We start from the raw sequence: 19,010 nt of genomic DNA on the forward strand, positions 1-19,010 counted from the left end.
ATCGGTCAGGATCCGCCTCGAAGAGGTCGCCCCGGGCGGGCTACGCCGGGGTCGGGCATGGGGCGGTACCCGAGTCGGAACGCCTCGTCGGTGACAGGCCACTGCTCCCCGCGCTGCCCCAGGACCACCCAGTCGCCGGGGCGAGCCGTCGCCGGTCCCTCGAGCGTGAGGAGCCGCTGCGGACGAGCCACTCGTCGGGCGCGGACAATCCCGAGCCGGTCCCAGGTGCCGTCCGGGCGCGCGCGGTGACCCGCCTCGAACACCCCGGAGGCGACCGACCGACGTGTCCCCGCGGCATCGGTCACCATCCAGTCACCGGGCGCCCCCTGCATATGGTCACCGCCGGACGTGGTCCAGGCGGCCGGCTCCTCGAGGCGCTCCGCCTGCACCGCGCCATGACGCTCGAACGTCCGCCAGGGGCCGAGATCGGGCTCCGGCGCTGCGCCTGGGCGCGCCACCCGGTAGCCCAGCCGGCCCAGGAGCCGGAGCGTGCCGCACACACCCTCCCTCGCCCGTGAACGGTCCCCCTCGTCGAGCTCCTCCCAGGGGCGCAGCGACGGGTGGCGTCGCCGTTCGCGGTCCTTGACAGCACCGGGACGCCAACCGTGCTCCCGGTGGTGCTCGCACCACGAGCGGTGCTCCGCAGCGGCGAGCCCTTCGACCTGGTCCGGTGAGAGCACGTCCGCGGGCAGCGCCGGCTCCTGACCCGCCGAGGTCGCCGTCCACGTCCAACCCAGCCCCGACACCTGGGACAGGGCGCAGGCGACCTGCCGGATGTTCGACTCCTGGGTGAACGGGCTCAGGTCCGCCCACTCCTGCAGACCGGCGTCCCCAGGGCCGGCGAGCCGCTGGTCGAGGTAGGACCGGTGGACCTGACGTCCGAACCACTCCCAGGAGTCGAGGGGCCGGTCCGGCCCGGCTTCCATAGTCGGGCCGGCCAGGTGGAGGCCCCCCATCACCGGCAGGTCGCTCACGCCGCGCGCCTGGGAGTCCCAGGCGATGATCGTCCACTCCGGGTGCGTCGCGGCGAGCAGGGCGGCGCCCGCCAGGCCGGTCGGGCCGGACTCGCCCCCGAGGACGAGCGCGGTGCCGCTCCCGTCGCCCATGAGCTCGCGGCGACGTCCCGCCGAGTCGGGCCGCTCGTCGAGGAAGACCTCCGATCCCGGTTCGGGGGGCCCGTACCGGGCGAGGTGGGCCGTGAGGTGGTCACGCAGCGCCCGTGCCCCCGAGCCCACGAGGTAGACCGCCGGCGTCGCCCGGCGCCCACCGTCGCCGCGCAGGGCCAGCTCCCGGCCCCGCTGGGTGACGGCGGCCAGCAGCGCGACCGAGAAGGGTGAGCAGCCGGACACGACGACCGTGTGGGCCTGCGTGGTCTCGACCAGTCGCAGCGTCGCGTGCGCCGAGAGCTCGACGGCGCTCACGGCGTCGGTCAGCCACCCCTGCTCGTCGATCGCCAGGTGACGACGGCGCCAGTCCTCGGCCTGCCACGGGTCGTCGAACCGGACGACGAGTCGGCCCGGGGTCTGTGTCGTCAGGCGCGGGGCGCCGGTCAGCGCCGCGCGGACGTCGTGGACGATGCGGGTGTTGCGCGAGGGGTCGGCGCCCAGCACGTGCACGCCCACGGCGGCCACCGAGCCGCGTCGGAGCACCAGCGCCCGGATCGCGGCCGGGTCGTCGACGTCCAGCGCCACCGATCGCGCCCCGATCGACGCGGCGAGGGCCCGGGTGTCGAAGTCCGCGACACCCACGAGGACGAGGGTCCGTCCCGTCCCGGATGCGCGGGCGACTGTCCGTACGTAGGGGGCGGTGAGCTCGTCGGCGCCGATCACGACGACGCGCCGCGTCGACAGCGCGACGCGCAGCCGGTCGAACGCGTCCGCGAACAGCACCAGTACCGCGCGCTGGCCGAGCACGGTGACCGCGGCGAGCGCGGCGATGCGCGCCGCCTGGAGCGACATCGGCATGTGGTCGGTGCACCGCACCCCGTCGAAGGGGTTCTCGACACTGCCGAGGAAGAGCCCGGTCGTCCAGGCCAACGGCGTCCAGAACGGGCTCTGCGTCCCGATGCAGGTCCCGTACGCGACGACCCCGAGGATGACGACCGTCCCGACGAGCGTGGGAAGGACGATCGCCCCGGCGGGGACGGTGGACCCCGACGCGCGGTACACCGCGACGGCACCGACGAGCACCGTCGCCTGCCAGGCGATCGGCCACCACGCGCCGGGGTCGGTGAACGCCTGTACCAAGAGAGGAGCGCCCGCGGGGTCGGGATGGAGCCAGGCGAGCAGGCCGAGTGCGTAGACGATGCCGAGGCCGACCGCCGCTCGTCGCAGGGACCGGCCCGGTGGCGGCCTCACCCGCGCGGGGCCGGCAGCGCCGGATCCCGCAGCTCGCGGGCCAGGAGGGTCTCGAACGCGTCGACGTCCGCCGGGTCGAGGGCGGGCAGGACGAGGCCGGCGTCGGTGACGTGGCGATGGGCGGCCGTGACCGGCCGGCGGCCGGCCGTGCCCTGCCGAGGCGCGAGCGTGAACCCCGAGACCAGCCGCACGAGACGTTTGGGGAGATCCGCCGCTTCGGCGAGGAAGCCGCCGACGACGGAGTCCTCCACCTTGACGCTGACGACGTCGCCGGACCGGGCCCTTCTCATTGGGACGTAGTCGTCCGTCACCACATTCGGGTAGCGGGCGTAGGCGTGGTCGTACCGGACGAAGCGGGCAGCCAGGTCGGAGGCGATCTCCCGGAAGGGCACCGTGGTGTCCCAGCCGAGCTCCCGGCACGTCGAGGCGCGTTGTGCCTGCGCCCGCGTGAGCGCCTCGGTCGCGTCGGCGACCTGGAGGGTCAGCTTCTCGTGTCGCTCCCGGAGTTCCTGCCAGAGCTGGTAGAGCTCACTGTGCAACCGGTTCCGCATTGACGGCAGGCGGGTGCGCGCCGAGTCGCGCCGGTACCGCGCGCGGCGCTCCACACCGAGCAGGTGGTGCAGCTGTGCCAGCGCGTCGCACCGCACGGCGACCCTGGCCGCGGCCGCCTCACGCCGGCGGGTGCGTGGTGGCGGCGCGGGAAGCCTCGGGTTGACGACGAGGAGGACGAGGGCGAGGGACGCGCCGGCCGCCGCTACGGCCCTGACCGGTTCGGGATCGGCCGCGAGGAGCGCGTACCCCAGCACGACGAGCGCGACGACCCACCACGAACGGCGTCGCCGGCGCTCGGCAGATCGGTCCGCCCGTGCCCGGCGCATCGCCAGGTGCGCACGCTCGGCGGGCATCTGCGCCTCGACCCACTCGACGGCGCGCTCAGGGCGCGACCTGCCCAGCTGGGTGAACAGGTGGGCCACGTCGTGCTCGATCTGCTCCACCAGGGCCGTCTGGGTCGCCAGCTCCGCCAGCTCCGCGACCGCCCACGCTGGCTCGGTGACCGTCACGTCCTTCCAGTCGTCGAGCTCGTCGGCCGCGGCGATCACCCGGATGGCGGCGTCGGCCGAGGCCATCTCGGCAGCGGTCAGGCGCAGCAGTCGCTCGGTCTCGTGCAGCACCACCGTGCGGTGCTCCAGGGCGACGAGAGGCAGGCCCTTCTCGGTGAGCCCCCATACCGCCCCGGTGACGTGACCGAGCTCCGCGCGTGCCTGGGCATGCTCGCCACGGACCAGCTCGAGGGCGTCGCGGAGGCGACGTGGTGTGGTGCCGGCCGTCGCGCGCGGCAGACCGAGCGCGGCCCGAGCGTCGGCGCGCAGGTCCATGACGAAGCCGATGAGGGCCGTCTCGACCGCCGGCTGCACCAGAGCCAGGTCCTCCGACCGCATGAGACGCGCAGCGCGGTCCGGGTAGATGCTCAGGAGCGTGGTCGCCGCCCGGGTGGTGGCCTCCACGTCACCCTGGAGGCCGAGCGCGCGGACGAGCTCCACCAGGGCCTCCCTGCTCGTGCGGTCGAGCTCGATCGCCGTCCGCGCGACGCGGGCGGCGGTGTCGACGTCGCCCGATCGCCGCTCGAGCCGTGCGCGCAGCGTGAGGGTCGCCACCTTCCGACGGCTCACGACGTCCTCGCCGCCCCTGCGGCGGTAGACGGGCGCGTGCACGAGGTCCTCGACGGTCCCCAGCGCGTCCTTCGCGATCGCTCGAGCAACCGCGAGCTCGGTGCGCAGGTTCTTCACCTCGAGGAGACGGGCCGCCACGTAGTTGGTGGACCAGTCGTGGGCGTGGATGGCGCGCGCGCGCATGAGGTGCTCGCGCGCCGACCCGACATCCCCCGAGGTCAGGGAGGCCAGGGCGAACCGTCGTTGCTCGATGAGGCGCACGTAGTCCGGCTCGTTGACGGACAGCTCCGCGGGCAGGGCCCACTGGTCGAGGCCCGGCGCTCCCAGGTAGTCGAGCTCCTGCATGAGCTGTCCGGTCATCGACGCCCCGTCGGCGTCACCGTCGCTCTCCGTCATCGTCGTCACCCAGTCGTCCAGGGTGTCCCGGATCCGGTCCAGGTTGTCGAACGGGTCGCTGACCAGCGTGCCCGTCACCACGTGCTCCTGCACCTCTTGCGCGAAGGCAGCGGCGCGGGGCTCCATGGTGGTGACGTCCCGGGAGAACGCCAGCACGGGGATCCCGCTGTCGCGCGCTGCCCGGAACTCGGCATGGGTCGTGCTGGTCTCGTGCCCGGGGGCGCGGGAGGCGCTGTCGACGTCCGTGTACGTGCGCCCCAGGAGCAGCACCATGACGTCGCAGTCGGTGAGGCTGGTGACCGAGCGGGCGTGCGGCCCGACGGTGGCGGCGCGCCCGTCGTCGAGCGCCACGACGTCCAGCCCGGGCGCGTCGGCGAGCGCGCGGCTCACGACCGACCGCAGCTCGCGGAACTCCTCGAACCGGGACGAGATGAACACGCGTGCCACGCAGAGCCTCCAGAGCGCCGGGAAGGGCTCACGCAGCCCCCACCCACCTATCGGACCGAGCGGTGGTCGAGTGAAGGACGTGCCCGGAAGTCGCCCGAGCGTGCGCTTCTGCGACGTTCCCTCCGCCCGCAGGGGCGGGGGTGCACGGTGACGGGCACGACCGCGGCGCTCCTCGCACCGCCGGCCGCTGGCGGTGGCGCGCACCGCGGCGCCGACGACCGCTCCGGGACCGCGCGGGTGGCTCCCCGCCTCGGCCCGGTCGCGACGACGCACGGGTCAGGAGGGCGGGGTGCTGCGGGGGAACCACGGGGGAGGGAGCGGACGACGGGAATCGAACCCGCGTAGCCAGTTTGGAAGACTGGGGCTCTACCATTGAGCTACGTCCGCACGCGCCCGGCGCGGGTGCCCGAGAGGGCCTGCGACCGTGGCGGCGCAGCAAGGTTACCGGTTCCGCCGCGGTCGTCGCCCCACGCCAGCGCTCCTGTCCGTCGTCGCGCGGTGCAGCCCGCCCCGTGAGGCGCGCGCTTTGGCGGGCGGTCCCTGCCGTGGCGTAGCATCGAGGGTCGCGCGTACGCGCCGTCGGGTGCTCGCACGTCGCCACCCCGGGGCTGGTCCTCGGGGCGGTCACGACGTCGCCCGGGCCGCAGCGTGCAGCGCCTCCCAGAGCGTGAGATCGAAGCGTGCCACCACGTCGGACCCGCCGGCGCCCGGCCATGACCAGTTGGAGATCATCGAAGTGAAGAGCGCCGTCGAGACCCTGGACCCGACGAAGGTCAAGCTGACCGTCGAGGTGACGTACGACGAGCTCAAGCCGAGCATCGACCACGCGTACCAGCACATCGCCGAGCAGGTGACCGTGCCGGGCTTCCGCAAGGGCAAGGTGCCGCCGCGCATCATCGACCAGCGGGTGGGTCGTCCTGCCGTCATCGAGCACGCCGTCAACGAGGGCCTGTCCGGCTTCTACGCCGAGGCCGTCCGTGAGAACAAGCTGCGCCCCATGGGTCAGCCCGCCGTCGAGGTCACGCAGGTCCCCGGCCTCGTCCCCGCCGCCGCCGGTGAGGAGGGCGAGCTGCACTTCACCGCCGAGGTCGAGGTGCGCCCCGAGATCACGCTGCCCGAGCTCGACGGCCTGAGCGTCACGGTCGACGACGTCGAGGTCTCGGACGAGGACGTCGCCGCGCGTCTCGACGCGCTGCGCGAGCGGTTCGGCTCGCTCGTCGGTGTCGACCGTCCGGCGGAGTCGGGCGACTTCGTCGTCATCGACCTCACGGCGACGATCGACGGCGAGCAGATCGACCAGGTCTCCGGCACGAGCTACCAGATCGGCTCGGGCAACATGCTCGAGGGCCTGGACGAGGCGCTCGTCGGGCTGTCGTCCGGCGAGACCACGACGTTCGAGACCGAGCTCGCCGGTGGTGACCGCAAGGGTGAGAAGGCCCTGGTCAGCGTCACGGCGACCGGTGTCAAGGAGCGCCAGCTGCCCGAGGTCGACGACGAGTTCGCCCAGCTCGCCAGCGAGTTCGACACGATCGACGAGCTCAAGGCCGACCTGCGCGAGCAGGCCGCGCGCATCAAGGCGTCGAACCAGGCGGTGCAGGCACGCGACCTGCTGGTGGAGAAGCTGACGGCCGAGGTCGAGATCCCCGTCCCGGCCGGCGTCGTCGAGGCCGAGGTGCACCGCCACCTCGAGTCCGAGGGCCGCCTGGAGGACGACGAGCACCGCACCGAGGTCACCGAGCAGGCCCAGACCGCGCTGCGCAACCAGATCCTGCTCGACACGCTGGCCGAGCAGCTCGACATCAAGGTGAGCCAGAGCGAGCTGCTCGACTACCTGGTCAGCGCGTCGCGCCAGTACGGCATGGACCCCAACACCTTCATCACGACGCTGGACCAGCAGGGCCAGATCCCCGCGATGGTGGCCGAGGTCGCACGCTCCAAGGCGCTGGCCGTGGCGCTGCGCCGCGTCGCCGTCGTCGACGGCTCCGGTGCGGCCGTCGACCTGTCCGAGTTCATCGGCACGGACGAGGAGGACGCGGCGGCCGACCAGGCCGACGCCGCCGCCGAGGCCGCCGTCGCCGCCGACCCCGCGACCGACGTGTCGTCGGTCGCGTTCGGCGAGGACAGCGCCGACGAGAAGGCCTGACCCACCGGGCAGGTCCCCGCACGTCACGACGGCCCCGCCGCGCCCCTCACGGGGGCGGCGGGGCCGTCGTCGTCCTGCCGTGGGCCGGGCGCGCGCCGCGGCTGCGCCGTCAGCGAAACGGTGCGGGGGCGGGACGTGGGCGGGCGCACCCGGGCGTTAGGGTCGCTGCAACGCGTGGCCGACCGTCGCCCCCGGCGGGGGAGCGGACCGGCGCGCAGGGTAGGACGCAGCCAGACGAGGGAGCCTTCGTGAACGAGCAGGTGCCGGCCGTGGCCCGGGCAGATTCTCCGGGTCTCGGTCTCAACGACCACATCTACAACCGACTGCTCCGCGAGCGCATCATCTGGCTCGGCTCGGAGGTCCGGGACGAGAACGCCAACGCCATCTGCGCGCAGATGATGCTGCTGGCGGCCGAGGACCCGGACAAGGACATCTGGCTCTACATCAACTCGCCGGGCGGGTCGATCACGGCCGGCATGGCGATCTACGACACCATGCAGTACATCAAGCCCGACGTCGCCACGATCGCGATGGGCATGGCGGCGTCGATGGGGCAGTTCCTGCTGTCGTCCGGTGCCAAGGGCAAGCGGTACGCGACGCCCCACGCCCGCGTGATGATGCACCAGCCGTCCGGCGGCATCGGTGGCACCGCCACCGACGTGCGCATCAACGCCCAGCTCATCCTGCACATGAAGAAGGTGCTGGCCGAGCTGATCGCCGAGCAGACGGGCAAGAGCGTCGAGCAGATCAACGCCGACTCGGACCGTGACCGCTGGTTCACCGCCCCCGAGGCGCTCGAGTACGGCTTCATCGACCACGTGGTGACGCAGAGCCACTCCGTGACCGGCGGCGGGGGCACCGACCCCGGCACCCCGGCCTGACGGCCCGGCGACGCGCAGAGAACCAGCGAGGAGAACCTTCGTGAGCATGGAGTCCCAGTTCATCGCCCGTGCCGGCCGGTTGGCCGGCGGCGTGGCGCCCGCGTCCCCGACGGGCCGGTACGTGCTGCCGCAGTTCGAGGAGCGCACCGCCTACGGCTTCAAGCGTCAGGACCCGTACACCAAGCTGTTCGAGGACCGCATCATCTTCCTCGGCGTGCAGGTGGACGACGCGTCTGCGGACGACGTGATGGCGCAGCTGCTCGTGCTGGAGTCCACGGACCCCGACCGCGACATCACGCTGTACATCAACTCGCCCGGCGGCTCGTTCACGGCGCTGACGGCGATCTACGACACGATGCAGTACATCAAGCCGCACATCCAGACGGTCTGCCTCGGTCAGGCGGCCTCCGCCGCGGCCGTGCTGCTGGCCGCCGGGTCGCCCGGCAAGCGCCTGGCGCTGCCCAACGCCCGCGTGCTGATCCACCAGCCCGCGATGGAGGGCGGCGGCTACGCGCAGGCGTCCGACATCGAGATCCAGGCCAACGAGCTCATCCGCATCCGCGAGTGGCTCGAGGCGGCGATCGCCCAGCACACGGGCCGGTCGATCGAGCAGGTGCGCGTCGACATCGAGCGCGACAAGATCCTCACTGCGGCGCAGGCCAAGGAGTACGGGATCGTCGACCAGGTGCTCGAGAGCCGCAAGGGTGTGCACCCCACGGTGGTGCAGCCCAGCTGACGTCCGGGTGCCGCGGTCCCGCCCGCCGGGCGGGACCGCGGCAAACGATGGGCCATCGTTGGGCCATCTGCGCGAATCGGGACGCATCGGACGGCGTGTCGTCTCCGACACGCCGCGACGCACCCGTCGGGTTCGGCTGACACGGGGCCGTCGGTGGTGTGCAATGGGGGAACGTGACTCGCGGACCGCGAGGTCACGACGACGGCGCACCGCCGGCACGGCGGAGGGCGACACGAGGGAAGGGGACGCACATGGCGCGTATCGGGGACGGTGCGGACCTTCTCAAGTGCTCGTTCTGCGGCAAGTCCCAGAAGCAGGTGAAGAAGCTCATCGCGGGGCCGGGTGTCTACATCTGCGACGAGTGCATCGACCTGTGCAACGAGATCATCGAGGAGGAGCTCGCCGAGGCCACCGAGGTCGGCATGGTCGAGCTGCCCAAGCCGAAGGAGATCTTCGACTTCCTCGAGCAGTACATCGTCGGTCAGGAGCCCGCGAAGCGGTCGCTCGCGGTCGCGGTGTACAACCACTACAAGCGCATCCAGGCCGGTGAGGGCGCCCGCACCGCCGGCGAGGAGCAGGTCGAGATCTCCAAGTCGAACATCCTGCTGATCGGCCCCACCGGCTGCGGCAAGACGTACCTCGCGCAGACGCTCGCCAAGATGCTCAACGTCCCGTTCGCGATCGCGGACGCCACGGCCCTCACCGAGGCGGGCTACGTGGGCGAGGACGTCGAGAACATCCTGCTCAAGCTCATCCAGGCCGCCGACTACGACGTCAAGAAGGCCGAGACGGGCATCATCTACATCGACGAGATCGACAAGATCGCGCGCAAGAGCGAGAACCCGTCGATCACGCGCGACGTCTCGGGCGAGGGTGTGCAGCAGGCGCTCCTGAAGATCCTCGAGGGCACCACCGCGTCGGTGCCGCCGCAGGGCGGGCGCAAGCACCCGCACCAGGAGTTCATCCAGATCGACACCACCAACGTGCTGTTCATCGTCGCCGGCGCCTTCGCCGGGCTCGACGAGATCATCACCTCGCGCGCAGGGCGACGCGGCATCGGTTTCGGGTCACCCATCCACTCGGCCGACGACCTCGACGTCTACGGCGAGGTCATGCCGGAGGACCTGCTGAAGTTCGGGCTCATCCCCGAGTTCATCGGCCGTGTCCCGATCATCACCACCGTCTCCCCGCTCGACCGGGTCGCGCTCGTGCGCATCCTCACCGAGCCGCGCAACGCGCTCGTCAAGCAGTACCAGCGCATGTTCCAGATCGACGGCGTCGAGCTGGAGTTCGACACGGCGGCGGTCGAGGCGATCGCCGAGCAGGCGCTGCTGCGGGGGACGGGTGCGCGCGGGCTGCGCGCCATCCTCGAGGAGGTCCTGCAGCAGGTGATGTTCGAGGTCCCGTCCCGTGACGACGTGGCCCGCGTGGTCATCACGCGCGACGTCGTCCTGGACAACGTCAACCCCACGCTGGTCCCGCGCGAGGCGTCGCGGGACAAGCGCGCACCGCGTGAGAAGAGCGCGTGAGCACACCCGGAGCACCCGCGGTCCCGTCGGAGCTGGCGCGGCTGCGCGGCAGCATCGACAACATCGACGCCGCGCTCGTGCACATCCTGGCGGAGCGCTTCAAGGCGACGCAGCGCGTGGGGGTCCTCAAGGCCGAGCTGGGGCTCCCGGCGTCGGACCCGGCCCGTGAGGCCCAGCAGGTGGGCCGGCTGCGCCGGCTCGCCCAGGAGGCGGAGCTGGACCCCGTGTTCGCGGAGAAGTTCCTCGCGTTCATCGTGGCCGAGGTGATCCACCACCACGAGGCCATCGCGCAGGGGCACGCGCAGCGCCCCTGACGGACGTCCGTCCGGCTCCTGTCGCCACCCGGTGACCGTTGGCGTGCGCCGGGAGCGTGACCGATGGTAGAGGGGTCAGCCCCGGTGGTCCCACCGGTCGTGCGGTGACGTCGCCGGGGACGTGCCCACGCAGGAGGAGTCCGAATCCATGCACCTGCACTGGCTCAAGCCGCTGCTCGGCCGTCCGGGCCCGTTCGTCACCGTGCACCTCGACGCGTCGCCCGCCGAGGTGGCGGGGGAGTCCGGTCCGATGGACCGGTGGCGCTCGGTGCGTCGGGACCTCGAGCGGGACGGCGCCCCGGCGCCGCTCCTCGACGCCATCGGCGCGCGTGTCGCGCAGCCCGACGGCAGGCGGCACGCCCACGGGCGGGTCCTGGTGGCGGACGCCGAGGAGGTCGTGGTCGACCGGGTGCTGCGGACCGCCCCGACGGCGTCCCGCGGTGTCTACGGCCCGGTGCCCGCCCTCGCGCCGGCGGTCCGTGCGACCGAGGAGGCGGTGGTGCTGCTGCTGGTCGCGGTCGACAGGACCGGGGCCGACCTGCGGTGGGTCGACGCGGACGAGCCGACGGCGCGCGGGCAGGAGGCCGAGACCGTCGACGGGGGGCACGACGAGGTCCACAAGGTGCGCGAGAGCGGCATCGAGCGACGGGGGCAGACGCGCGCCGAGGACTCGTGGCACCGCAACGCCGAGACGGTCGCCACGGCGGTGAACCGCCGGGTGGCGGAGCGGGAGCCCGGGCTGGTGGTCCTCACGGGGGACGTCCGGACGGTGCCGCTCGTGCGCGACTCCCTCGACCAGCACGCCCGCCGCCTGGCCGTCGAGGTCCCGGGTGGGGGCCGTGGCGACGGCATCCACCAGGAGGCGTTCGCGGCGCGCGTCGCGCAGGCCGTCGACGGGCTGCGGGCACGACGCCGCGCGGAGCAGGTCGACCGGTACCGCGAGGCACGTGGCCGGGGCGGTGGTGCCGTGACGGGGCTGGACGACGTCGTCGAGGTGCTGCGCCGCGGCCAGGTCGACGAGCTGGTGGTCGAGCTCGACGTCCTCGACGGCGCGCTCGCCGAGCGTCAGGTGTGGATCGGCCCGGACCCTCTGCAGGTGGCCGTGACCCGGGCAGACCTCACGGACATCGGAGTCGTCGACGGGGAGTGCCGCGAGCTGCCCGCCCAGGTCGCGCTGGTGCGCGCCGTGGTCGGGCAGGACGCCGGCATCACGCTGGTCGAGGACGGTGACGTCGAGCTCGTCGACGGCGTCGGCGCGGTGCTGCGCTGGGCCGACGGCTCGACGCCCAGCGAGTCGGTGCCGACGCAGTCGGCGGACACCCGCCGGCTGCGCTCGGGGGCGTGACCCCTCCCGCTGGTCAGTGCCCGGCGCGCGTGTCCACGTAGAGCCGCTCGATCTGCGGGGCGAAGCTCTGCAGCACGGCCGCCCGCTTCACCTTGAGCGACGGCGTCAGGAAGCCGTTCGCCTCGGTGAAGTCGGTCGTGAGCACCGAGATCTTGCGGATCGACTCGGCCCGGGAGACCGCCTCGTTGGCGCGGGCGACGGCGCGGTCGAGCGCCTCCAGCACCTTCGGGTTCGTCGCGGCCGTCGGGACGTCCATCGGGGGCAGGTCGTGCATCGCCAGCCACCCCGGCAGCATCTCCGCGTCCAGGGTCACCAGCGCGCCGATGAACGGACGCTTGTCGCCCACCACGACGACCTGGCTCACCAGCGGGTGGCCGCGCAGCCGGTCCTCGAGGAGCGCCGGCGCGACGTTCTTGCCGCCCGCGGTGACGATGATCTCCTTGCTGCGCCCGGTGATGCGCAGGTACCCGTCCTCGTCGAGGGTGCCGATGTCGCCGGTCTTGAACCACCCGTCGACCAGGGCCTCGGCGGTCTCCTCGGGCATGTGCCGGTAGCCGCGGAAGATGTGCGGCCCGGAGATCCAGATCTGGCCGTCGTCGTCGACCTTGAGGGACGTGGCGGGCATCGGTGGGCCGACGGTGCCGATCTTCGTCAGCCCGGGCCGGTTCACCGTGGCCGGGGCGGTGGTCTCGGTCAGCCCGTAGCCCTCGAGCACGTGCACGCCGATGCCGCGGTAGAAGTGCCCGAGCCGCTCGCCGAGCGGAGCACCGCCGGACACGGCGTACTCGACGTTGCCGCCGAGCGCGGCCCGCAGCTTGCGGTGCACGAGCGCGTCGGCCGCGCGGTGCTGGGCGCGCAGGGCCGCGCTCGGCCCGGACGGGGTGTCCAGCGCGCGGGAGTAGGCGATGGCGACCTTGGCGGCCCAGCGGAAGATGCGCAGCGAGGCGCCGTGGCCGGCCTTCTGCTCCGAGGAGTTGTAGACCTTCTCGAACACGCGCGGCACCGCGAGCAGGTAGCTGGGCTTGAAGGAGGCCAGGTCGGGCAGCAGGTTGCGGGTGTCCGGGGTGTGGCCCATGACCGCGCCCGACTCGACGCACAGCACCTCGATGAACCGCGCGAAGACGTGCGCGAGCGGCATGAACAGCAGCGTGCGCGACGTGGGCTTGGACACGACCTCGCCCAGGCCGACTGCGCCGTTGCGGGCCAGCTCGACGAAGTTGCCGTGCGTCAGCTCGACGCCCTTGGGCCTGCCCGTGGTGCCGGAGGTGTAGATGATCGTCGCCAGGTCGGACCCCCGGGCGAGCACGCTGCGGCGGTCGATCTCGTTGTCGGACACGTCCATGCCCCGCGTGACGAGCGTGTCGATCGCGCCCTCGTCGATGACGAGCACCTCGCTCAGCCCCGGCAGGTCGTCACGGACCTGCGCGACGGCGGCCGCGTGCGCGGGGGTCTCGACGACCGCGAGGCGCACCCCGGAGTCCGAGGCGATCCACCGCACCTGCTCGGCCGACGACGTCTCGTAGATCGGGACCCCGACCGCACCCGCCGTCCAGATCGCGAAGTCGAGCTGCGTCCACTCGTAGCGCGTGCGGCACATGATCGCGACGCGGTCACCGGGCTGCACGCCGACGGCGACCAGGCCCTTCGCGATCGCGCGGACCTCGGCGACGAACGCCGCCACCGTCACGGGCTGCCACGTCCCCCCGAGGCCGGTCTGCCGCTCCGCGAGCACCCCCTGCGGGTCGCGCTCCAGCCGGCCGGCGAGCAGCGTGCAGAGGGAGGCGCTCGGGTCGGGCTCGACGAGAGTGGGGGAGGTGTACTCGGGCATGGGGGAAGGCTCCTGGAGGCGGACGGACGTCATCACGACACTAGTGCGCGTGCGCGTCAGCCCTGGGGGTGCTGGTGCGTGGGATCGAGCACACGCTGGAGGAAGGCCTGGGTGCGCTCCTCGCGGGGCGCGCCGATGACCTGGTCGGCCGGGCCGGACTCGACGACGAGGCCGTCGTCCATGAACACGACGCGGTCGCCGACCTCGCGGGCGAAGGCCATCTCGTGCGTGACGACGATCATGGTCATGCCGGCGTCGGCGAGGTCGCGCATGACGCCGAGGACGTCGCCGACGAGCTCGGGGTCGAGCGCGGACGTGGGCTCGTCGAACAGCATGAGCTGGGGGTCCATCGACAGCGCCCTCGCGATCGCCACGCGCTGCTGCTGGCCGCCGGACAGCTGCCCGGGCACGGCGTGGGCGCGGTCGGCCAGACCGACGCGCTCGAGGTTCGCCAGGGCGACGCGCTCGGCCTCGCCCTTGGACCGGCGCAGCACGCCGCGCTGGGCCATGGTGCAGTTCTCGAGCACCGACTTGTGCCCGAACAGGTTGAACTGCTGGAAGACCATGCCGACGTGGGTGCGGACGCGGTCGATGTCGACGTCGGGGTCGGTGACCTCGACGCCGAGCACGTCGATCCGCCCGGAGCTCGGCTGCTCGAGCAGGTTCACGCAGCGCAGGAGCGTGGACTTGCCGGAACCGGACGGGCCGATGACGCAGACCACCTCGCCCGCGGCGACCTCGAGGTCGATGCCGCGCAGGACCTCGCGCTCGCCGAACGACTTGTGCAGGTCCTTGACGGAGACGACCGTGCCGTCGCTGGGGCTGTCGCTCACTTGCCGCGTCCCTTCGCTGCCGTGCGCCGCTCCAGCCAGCGTGTCAGCTGGCCCAGCGGCAGGGTGATGATGAGGTAGCAGGCGCCGGCGACGAACAGCGCGGTCAGGCCGCCCTGCGCGGTGCTCAGCGCGTCGCGGCCGATCTTGGTGAGCTCGTACTCCGCGACCTGCATGCCGAGCAGGAACACCAGCGAGGTGTCCTTGGTCAGCAGGATGATCTCGTTGGTCAGCGGCGGCAGCACGATGCGGAACGCCTGCGGCATCACGACCTGGACGAGGGTGCGCCCGTGGGACATGCCCAACGACCGCGCCGCCTCGATCTGGCCCCGGGGGACCGCCTGGATGCCTGCACGCAGCGTCTCGGCGATGTACGCGGACGACACGACGCCGAGCGCGATGGACGCCTTGGCGAGCATCGAGGGGATGTTGACGCCGAACGCGATCGGCACGGCGAAGCCGACCGACAGCACGACGAGCAGCGCGGGGATGCCGCGGAAGAACTCGATGTAGGCGGTCGCGATCCACCGGTACGCGGGGACGGACGACAGCTTCATGAACGCGAGCAGGGCACCGAGCGGCAGGCCCACGGCGAACGCGCCGAGGGTGTACTTCACGGTGTTCCACAGGCCCATCGGCATGCGGCTCGCGAGCTCGGCCGCGACGGCGGGGTCGAACAGCTGGGTGGTGACGTTCGACCAGTCCGTCAGCGTGACGACGGCGAGGACCGCGGCGGCGAGCACCACGTACTGGACGACCCGGGTGATCCGGGCGCGGGTGCGCGGGCTCGTCCGGCGGCGGCCGGGTGGCATCTGCAGGGTCTGCGGGGCGGTGGTCATGCGCACTCCCGGGTCGTGGCGGTGCGGGGCCGGCGTGGGCCGGCCCCGCACCACGTGGGGCGTCAGTCGGCGAGGGGCGCGGTGCCGATGCGCTCGGTGTAGATGGCGTCGTAGGTGCCGTCCTCGTGGATCCGCTCGAGCGTCGCGTCGACGGCCTCGAGGAGGGCGGTGTTCCCCTTCTTCACGCCGAGCCCGTACTGCTCGCCGGTCGGGAAGGTGCTGGTGACCTCGAGGCCGTCGGAGACGAACGCCCCGAGCACGGCGATGTCGTTGACGACGGCGTCGACCTGACCGGTCTTCAGCGCCTGGATCTGCAGCCCGAGGTCCTCGAACTGCACCGGGGTCAGGCCCTGCTCCTCGACCCAGGTCTCGCCCGTGGTCGCCATCTGCACGGCGATCTTCTTGCCGGCGAGGGACTCGACGTCCTCGATGCCCGAGCCCTCGGTCACGAGCAGGCCCTGGTCGGCGTCGAAGTACGGCTGCGAGAAGTCGAACTTCGCGGCGCGCTCGTCGGTGATCGTCAGGCCGGACGCGCTGATGTCGCAGGCGCCGGTGTTGAGCGAGGCCCCGGACTCCAGGGTGTCGAACGGCGTGACGAGGACCTCGAGGTCCAGACCGAGGTCCTCGGCCACCTCGCGCGTGATGTCGATGTCGAGGCCGACGATCTCACCGTTCTCGTCCTCGAACTCGAAGGGCTCGAAGGGCGGGTTGGTGCACACGGTGAGCGTGCCCGGCGTGACGAGTGCGAGCTCGCCGTCGGCCGGTGCGGCGTCGTCGGAGCCCGAGCAGGCGCTCAGGACGAGCAGGGCCGCGGTCGCGAGCGCAGCGGCGGGCAGGTGGTGGCGCATGGGGGGTCCTTCCGAACGGATCAGTGCGCGCATAACTATACGCCTCACATCATTCCTATCCGGCACGGCGACGCCAGGGACCTCCGTCCCCGGGCCGGGTGCCGGCACGGCAGCGCCCGCCGCCGCCCCGAGGGCGTCGGCGGGCGCACGAGCAGGTGCCTCAGCGGGCGACCGCCTCGCCGAGCAGCGCGTCACGCGCCACCACGGTCTCGCCGGTGCCGGTGACGAGCTCCAGCGTGCCGGTCGCCCGGCCCGCGTTGCGCACGTCCTCGAGGGCGGCCTCGACACCGGCGCGCAGGGCGTCCGGCACCTCGAGGACCGCGTGCTCGACGGGGGTGCGCATGGAGACCTTCGCCTCGGACTTCACCTTGCGCAGCGCGGCGAGCGCGGCGCCCGCACCGGCCACGAGGCCGGGCGCGGCGTCAGCGGCGGCGGCGCGCAGCGCATCGCTGGTCGGCCACGGCGCGCGGTGCACCGTGCCCTCGCGCCACCACGACCAGACCTCCTCGGTCGCGTAGGGGAGCACCGGGGCGAACAGGCGCAGCAGCGTGTCGAGCGCGAGGCCCAGGGCGGCACGCGCGGACGCCGTGCCGGGCGTCACCTCGGCCGCCGACGCGCCCGCACCGTACGCGCGGTCCTTCACCAGCTCGAGGTAGTCGTCGCAGAACGTCCAGAAGAACGTCTCCGTGAGCTCCAGGGCGCGCGTGTGGTCGTACGCCTCCAGGGCGGCGGTCGCCTGGTCGACGACCTCGGCCAGCCCGGCGAGCATCGCCCGGTCGAGCGGCTGCGTGACCAGCGCGGGGTCAAGCGACACGGGCTCGTCGGCCGGCCCGAAGGACAGCACGAACTTGCTCGCGTTGAGGACCTTGATGGCCAGGCGGCGGCCGATCTTCATCTGGCCGACCTCGAAGGCCGCGTCGGTGCCCAGACGGGCGCTGGCCGCCCAGTACCGCACCGCGTCGGAGCCGTGCTCCTCGAGCAGGCCCATCGGCGTGACGACGTTGCCCTTGGACTTGCTCATCTTCTTGCGGTCCGGGTCGAGGATCCAGCCGCTGATCGCCGCGTGCTTCCACGGCAGCGAACCGGACTCCAGGTGCGCCCGCACGACCGTGGAGAACAGCCAGGTGCGGATGATGTCCTGCCCCTGCGGGCGCAGGTCCATGGGGAACGTGCGCGCGAACAGGTCGGGGTCGTCGAGCCACCCGCACGCGATCTGCGGGGTGAGCGAGCTCGTCGCCCAGGTGTCCATGATGTCGGGGTCCCCGACGAAGCCGCCGGGCACGCCGCGCTGGTCGGCGGTGTAGCCGGGCGGGACGTCGCTCGACGGGTCGACGGGCAGCGACGCCTCGTCGGGCACGATCGGCGAGTCGTACCGCGGCTCGCCCTGCTCGTCGAGCGGGAACCACACGGGGATCGGGACGCCGAAGAACCGCTGGCGCGACACGAGCCAGTCGCCGTTGAGGCCACCCACCCAGTTCTCGTAGCGCACGCGCATGAAGTCCGGGTGGAACTCGAGCTCGCGGCCGCGCGCGAGCAGCTGCTCGCGCAGGTCCTCGTCCCGCCCGCCGTTGCGGATGTACCACTGACGGCTCGTGACGATCTCGAGGGGCTTGTCGCCCTTCTCGTAGAAGTTCGCCTTGCGCTGCGTCGCCACGGGCTCGCCGAGCAGGTCGCCGGACTCCCGCAGGCCCGCCACGACGGCCTCCCGCGCGCTGAACGTCGTCTTGCCGGCCAGCTCGCCGTAGAGCGTGCGGCCCGTGTCGGACGTCAGCCACTCCGGGGTGTCGCGCAGGATGCGGCCGTCGCGGCCCACGACCGAGCGCGTCGGCAGCCGCAGCTCGCGCCACCACTGCACGTCGGTGAGGTCACCGAAGGTGCAGCACATGGCGATGCCTGCGCCCTTGTCCGGCTCGGCCGCCGGGTGCGCCAGCACGGGCACCTCGACGCCGAACAGCGGGCTGGTCACCGTGGTGCCGAACAGGTGCTGGTACCGCTCGTCGTCGGGGTGCGCGATGAGGGCGACGCAGGCCGGCAGCAGCTCGGGACGCGTGGTCTCGATGACGACCGGCTCACCGTCGGGGCGGTGGAACGCGACCTTGTGGAACGCACCGGGGTAGTCGCGCGCCTCGAGCTCGGCCTGGGCGACGGCCGTCTGGAACGTCACGTCCCACAGGCCCGGGGCCTCGGCCTGGTACGCCTCGCCGCGCTGCAGGTTGCGCAGGAACGCGCGCTGGGACACGGCACGGGCCGTCGCACCGATGGTCTGGTAGGTCATCGACCAGTCGACCGACAGGCCCAGCCGGCGCCACAGCGCCTCGAACTGCAGCTCGTCCTCGGCCGACAGCCGCTCGCACAGCTCGATGAAGTTGCGGCGCGAGACCGGCACCTGGTCGGCCGGCTTCACGGCCTTGCCGTCCGTGCCCTCGTGCGGCGGGACGAAGCCCTCGACGTAGGGCAGCGACGGGTCGCAGCGCACGCCGTAGTAGTTCTGCACGCGACGCTCGGTGGGCAGGCCGTTGTCGTCCCAGCCCATGGGGTACATGACCGCGCGGCCGCGCATGCGCTGGAACCGCGCCACCACGTCGGTGTGCGTGTACGAGAAGACGTGGCCGACGTGCAACGACCCCGACACGGTCGGCGGCGGGGTGTCGATCGAGTACACCTGCTCGCGCTCGGCGGTCCGGTCGAACGTGTACGTGCCGTCGTCCGCCCACGTGCGCGCCCAGCGCTCCTCGAGGCCGTCCACCGTGACCTTGTCCGGTACCTGGCGGGCGGCGCGTGCGCTCGTCGGGGTCTCGGGGCTGGGGGTCAGGTCGCTCATGCCACCCATCCTCCCAGATCGAGGCA

General features: G+C 72.6%; 13 protein-coding genes and 1 tRNA gene. 6 read left to right on the top strand and 8 right to left on the bottom strand.

Going from position 1 to position 19,010, the window contains the following annotated elements:
* Positions 1 to 5 precede the first annotated feature (5 nt).
* The 3 genes from BMZ16_RS14455 to BMZ16_RS14465 all read right to left on the bottom strand — a co-directional run bounded on the left by BMZ16_RS14455 (position 6) and on the right by BMZ16_RS14465 (position 5,257).
* A complete protein-coding gene (locus BMZ16_RS14455) occupies positions 6 to 2,357 on the bottom strand; it encodes a RyR domain-containing protein (RefSeq protein ID WP_143082851.1) in 2,352 nt (783 codons plus the stop codon).
* The gene (locus BMZ16_RS14460; RefSeq protein WP_177199724.1) at positions 2,354 to 4,870 is read right to left on the bottom strand and encodes a DUF4062 domain-containing protein; all 2,517 of its coding nucleotides are present in this window, start codon (positions 4,868 to 4,870) and stop codon (positions 2,354 to 2,356) included. Before BMZ16_RS14460 ends, BMZ16_RS14455 begins: the two co-directional genes overlap by 4 nt.
* A 316-nt stretch (positions 4,871 to 5,186) precedes the next feature.
* Positions 5,187 to 5,257, bottom strand: a tRNA-Gly gene (locus tag BMZ16_RS14465).
* A 349-nt stretch (positions 5,258 to 5,606) separates the two neighbouring features.
* Here BMZ16_RS14465 and tig point away from each other — a divergent pair.
* The 6 genes from tig to BMZ16_RS14495 all read left to right on the top strand — a co-directional run bounded on the left by tig (position 5,607) and on the right by BMZ16_RS14495 (position 11,818).
* Entirely contained in the window at positions 5,607 to 7,013 is a 1,407-nt protein-coding gene (gene tig / locus BMZ16_RS14470) for a trigger factor (RefSeq protein WP_089801677.1), read from the top strand.
* Between the two features lie 248 nt (positions 7,014 to 7,261).
* Positions 7,262 to 7,894 (top strand): ATP-dependent Clp protease proteolytic subunit, encoded by a 633-nt coding sequence (locus tag BMZ16_RS14475; protein WP_089801679.1) that lies wholly within the window; start codon positions 7,262 to 7,264, stop codon positions 7,892 to 7,894.
* A 40-nt stretch (positions 7,895 to 7,934) separates the two neighbouring features.
* Positions 7,935 to 8,630: an ATP-dependent Clp protease proteolytic subunit gene (locus BMZ16_RS14480; protein WP_089801681.1), complete on the top strand. Its 696-nt coding sequence runs from the start codon at positions 7,935 to 7,937 to the stop codon at positions 8,628 to 8,630.
* A gap of 251 nt (positions 8,631 to 8,881) precedes the next feature.
* Positions 8,882 to 10,159: an ATP-dependent Clp protease ATP-binding subunit ClpX gene (clpX, locus tag BMZ16_RS14485; RefSeq protein WP_089801683.1), complete on the top strand. Its 1,278-nt coding sequence runs from the start codon at positions 8,882 to 8,884 to the stop codon at positions 10,157 to 10,159.
* Positions 10,156 to 10,473 carry a chorismate mutase gene (locus tag BMZ16_RS14490; RefSeq protein WP_089801686.1) on the top strand — a complete coding sequence of 106 codons (318 nt, stop codon included), beginning with the start codon at positions 10,156 to 10,158 and terminating at the stop codon, positions 10,471 to 10,473. Before clpX ends, BMZ16_RS14490 begins: the two co-directional genes overlap by 4 nt.
* Positions 10,474 to 10,621: 148 nt before the next feature.
* Positions 10,622 to 11,818, top strand: a complete 1,197-nt coding sequence (locus BMZ16_RS14495; RefSeq protein WP_089801688.1) for a baeRF2 domain-containing protein — start codon at positions 10,622 to 10,624, stop codon at positions 11,816 to 11,818.
* Between the two features lie 13 nt (positions 11,819 to 11,831).
* On the opposite strand, the gene BMZ16_RS14500 is transcribed toward BMZ16_RS14495, so the two are convergent.
* From BMZ16_RS14500 to valS, 5 genes are all read right to left on the bottom strand, one after another.
* Positions 11,832 to 13,646 carry an AMP-dependent synthetase/ligase gene (locus BMZ16_RS14500; protein WP_089801690.1) on the bottom strand — a complete coding sequence of 605 codons (1,815 nt, stop codon included), beginning with the start codon at positions 13,644 to 13,646 and terminating at the stop codon, positions 11,832 to 11,834.
* A gap of 56 nt (positions 13,647 to 13,702) precedes the next feature.
* The gene (locus BMZ16_RS14505; RefSeq protein ID WP_089801692.1) at positions 13,703 to 14,479 is read right to left on the bottom strand and encodes an amino acid ABC transporter ATP-binding protein; all 777 of its coding nucleotides are present in this window, start codon (positions 14,477 to 14,479) and stop codon (positions 13,703 to 13,705) included.
* Positions 14,476 to 15,315 (bottom strand): amino acid ABC transporter permease, encoded by an 840-nt coding sequence (locus BMZ16_RS14510; RefSeq protein ID WP_255366695.1) that lies wholly within the window; start codon positions 15,313 to 15,315, stop codon positions 14,476 to 14,478. The genes BMZ16_RS14505 and BMZ16_RS14510 overlap by 4 nt, the downstream gene beginning before the upstream one ends.
* Before the next feature lie 62 nt (positions 15,316 to 15,377).
* Positions 15,378 to 16,163 carry an ABC transporter substrate-binding protein gene (locus BMZ16_RS14515; protein ID WP_089801694.1) on the bottom strand — a complete coding sequence of 262 codons (786 nt, stop codon included), beginning with the start codon at positions 16,161 to 16,163 and terminating at the stop codon, positions 15,378 to 15,380.
* Positions 16,164 to 16,323: 160 nt separating this feature from the next.
* Positions 16,324 to 18,984, bottom strand: a complete 2,661-nt coding sequence (valS, locus tag BMZ16_RS14520; RefSeq protein ID WP_089801696.1) for a valine--tRNA ligase — start codon at positions 18,982 to 18,984, stop codon at positions 16,324 to 16,326.
* Between the last annotated feature and the right edge of the window lie 26 nt (positions 18,985 to 19,010).

Source organism: Cellulomonas sp. KH9, assembly GCF_900114185.1.
Lineage (GTDB): Bacteria > Actinomycetota > Actinomycetes > Actinomycetales > Cellulomonadaceae > Cellulomonas.

Excerpts from the sequence above, each read along its gene's own strand:
- clpX (WP_089801683.1), top strand. The coding sequence starts at position 8,882 with ATGGCGCGTATCGGGGACGGTGCGGACCTTCTCAAGTGCTCGTTCTGC.
- BMZ16_RS14495 (WP_089801688.1), top strand. The coding sequence starts at position 10,622 with ATGCACCTGCACTGGCTCAAGCCGCTGCTCGGCCGTCCGGGCCCGTTC.
- BMZ16_RS14500 (WP_089801690.1), bottom strand. The coding sequence starts at position 13,646 with ATGCCCGAGTACACCTCCCCCACTCTCGTCGAGCCCGACCCGAGCGCC.
- BMZ16_RS14510 (WP_255366695.1), bottom strand. The coding sequence starts at position 15,315 with ATGACCACCGCCCCGCAGACCCTGCAGATGCCACCCGGCCGCCGCCGG.
- BMZ16_RS14515 (WP_089801694.1), bottom strand. The coding sequence starts at position 16,163 with ATGCGCCACCACCTGCCCGCCGCTGCGCTCGCGACCGCGGCCCTGCTC.
- valS (WP_089801696.1), bottom strand. The coding sequence starts at position 18,984 with ATGAGCGACCTGACCCCCAGCCCCGAGACCCCGACGAGCGCACGCGCC.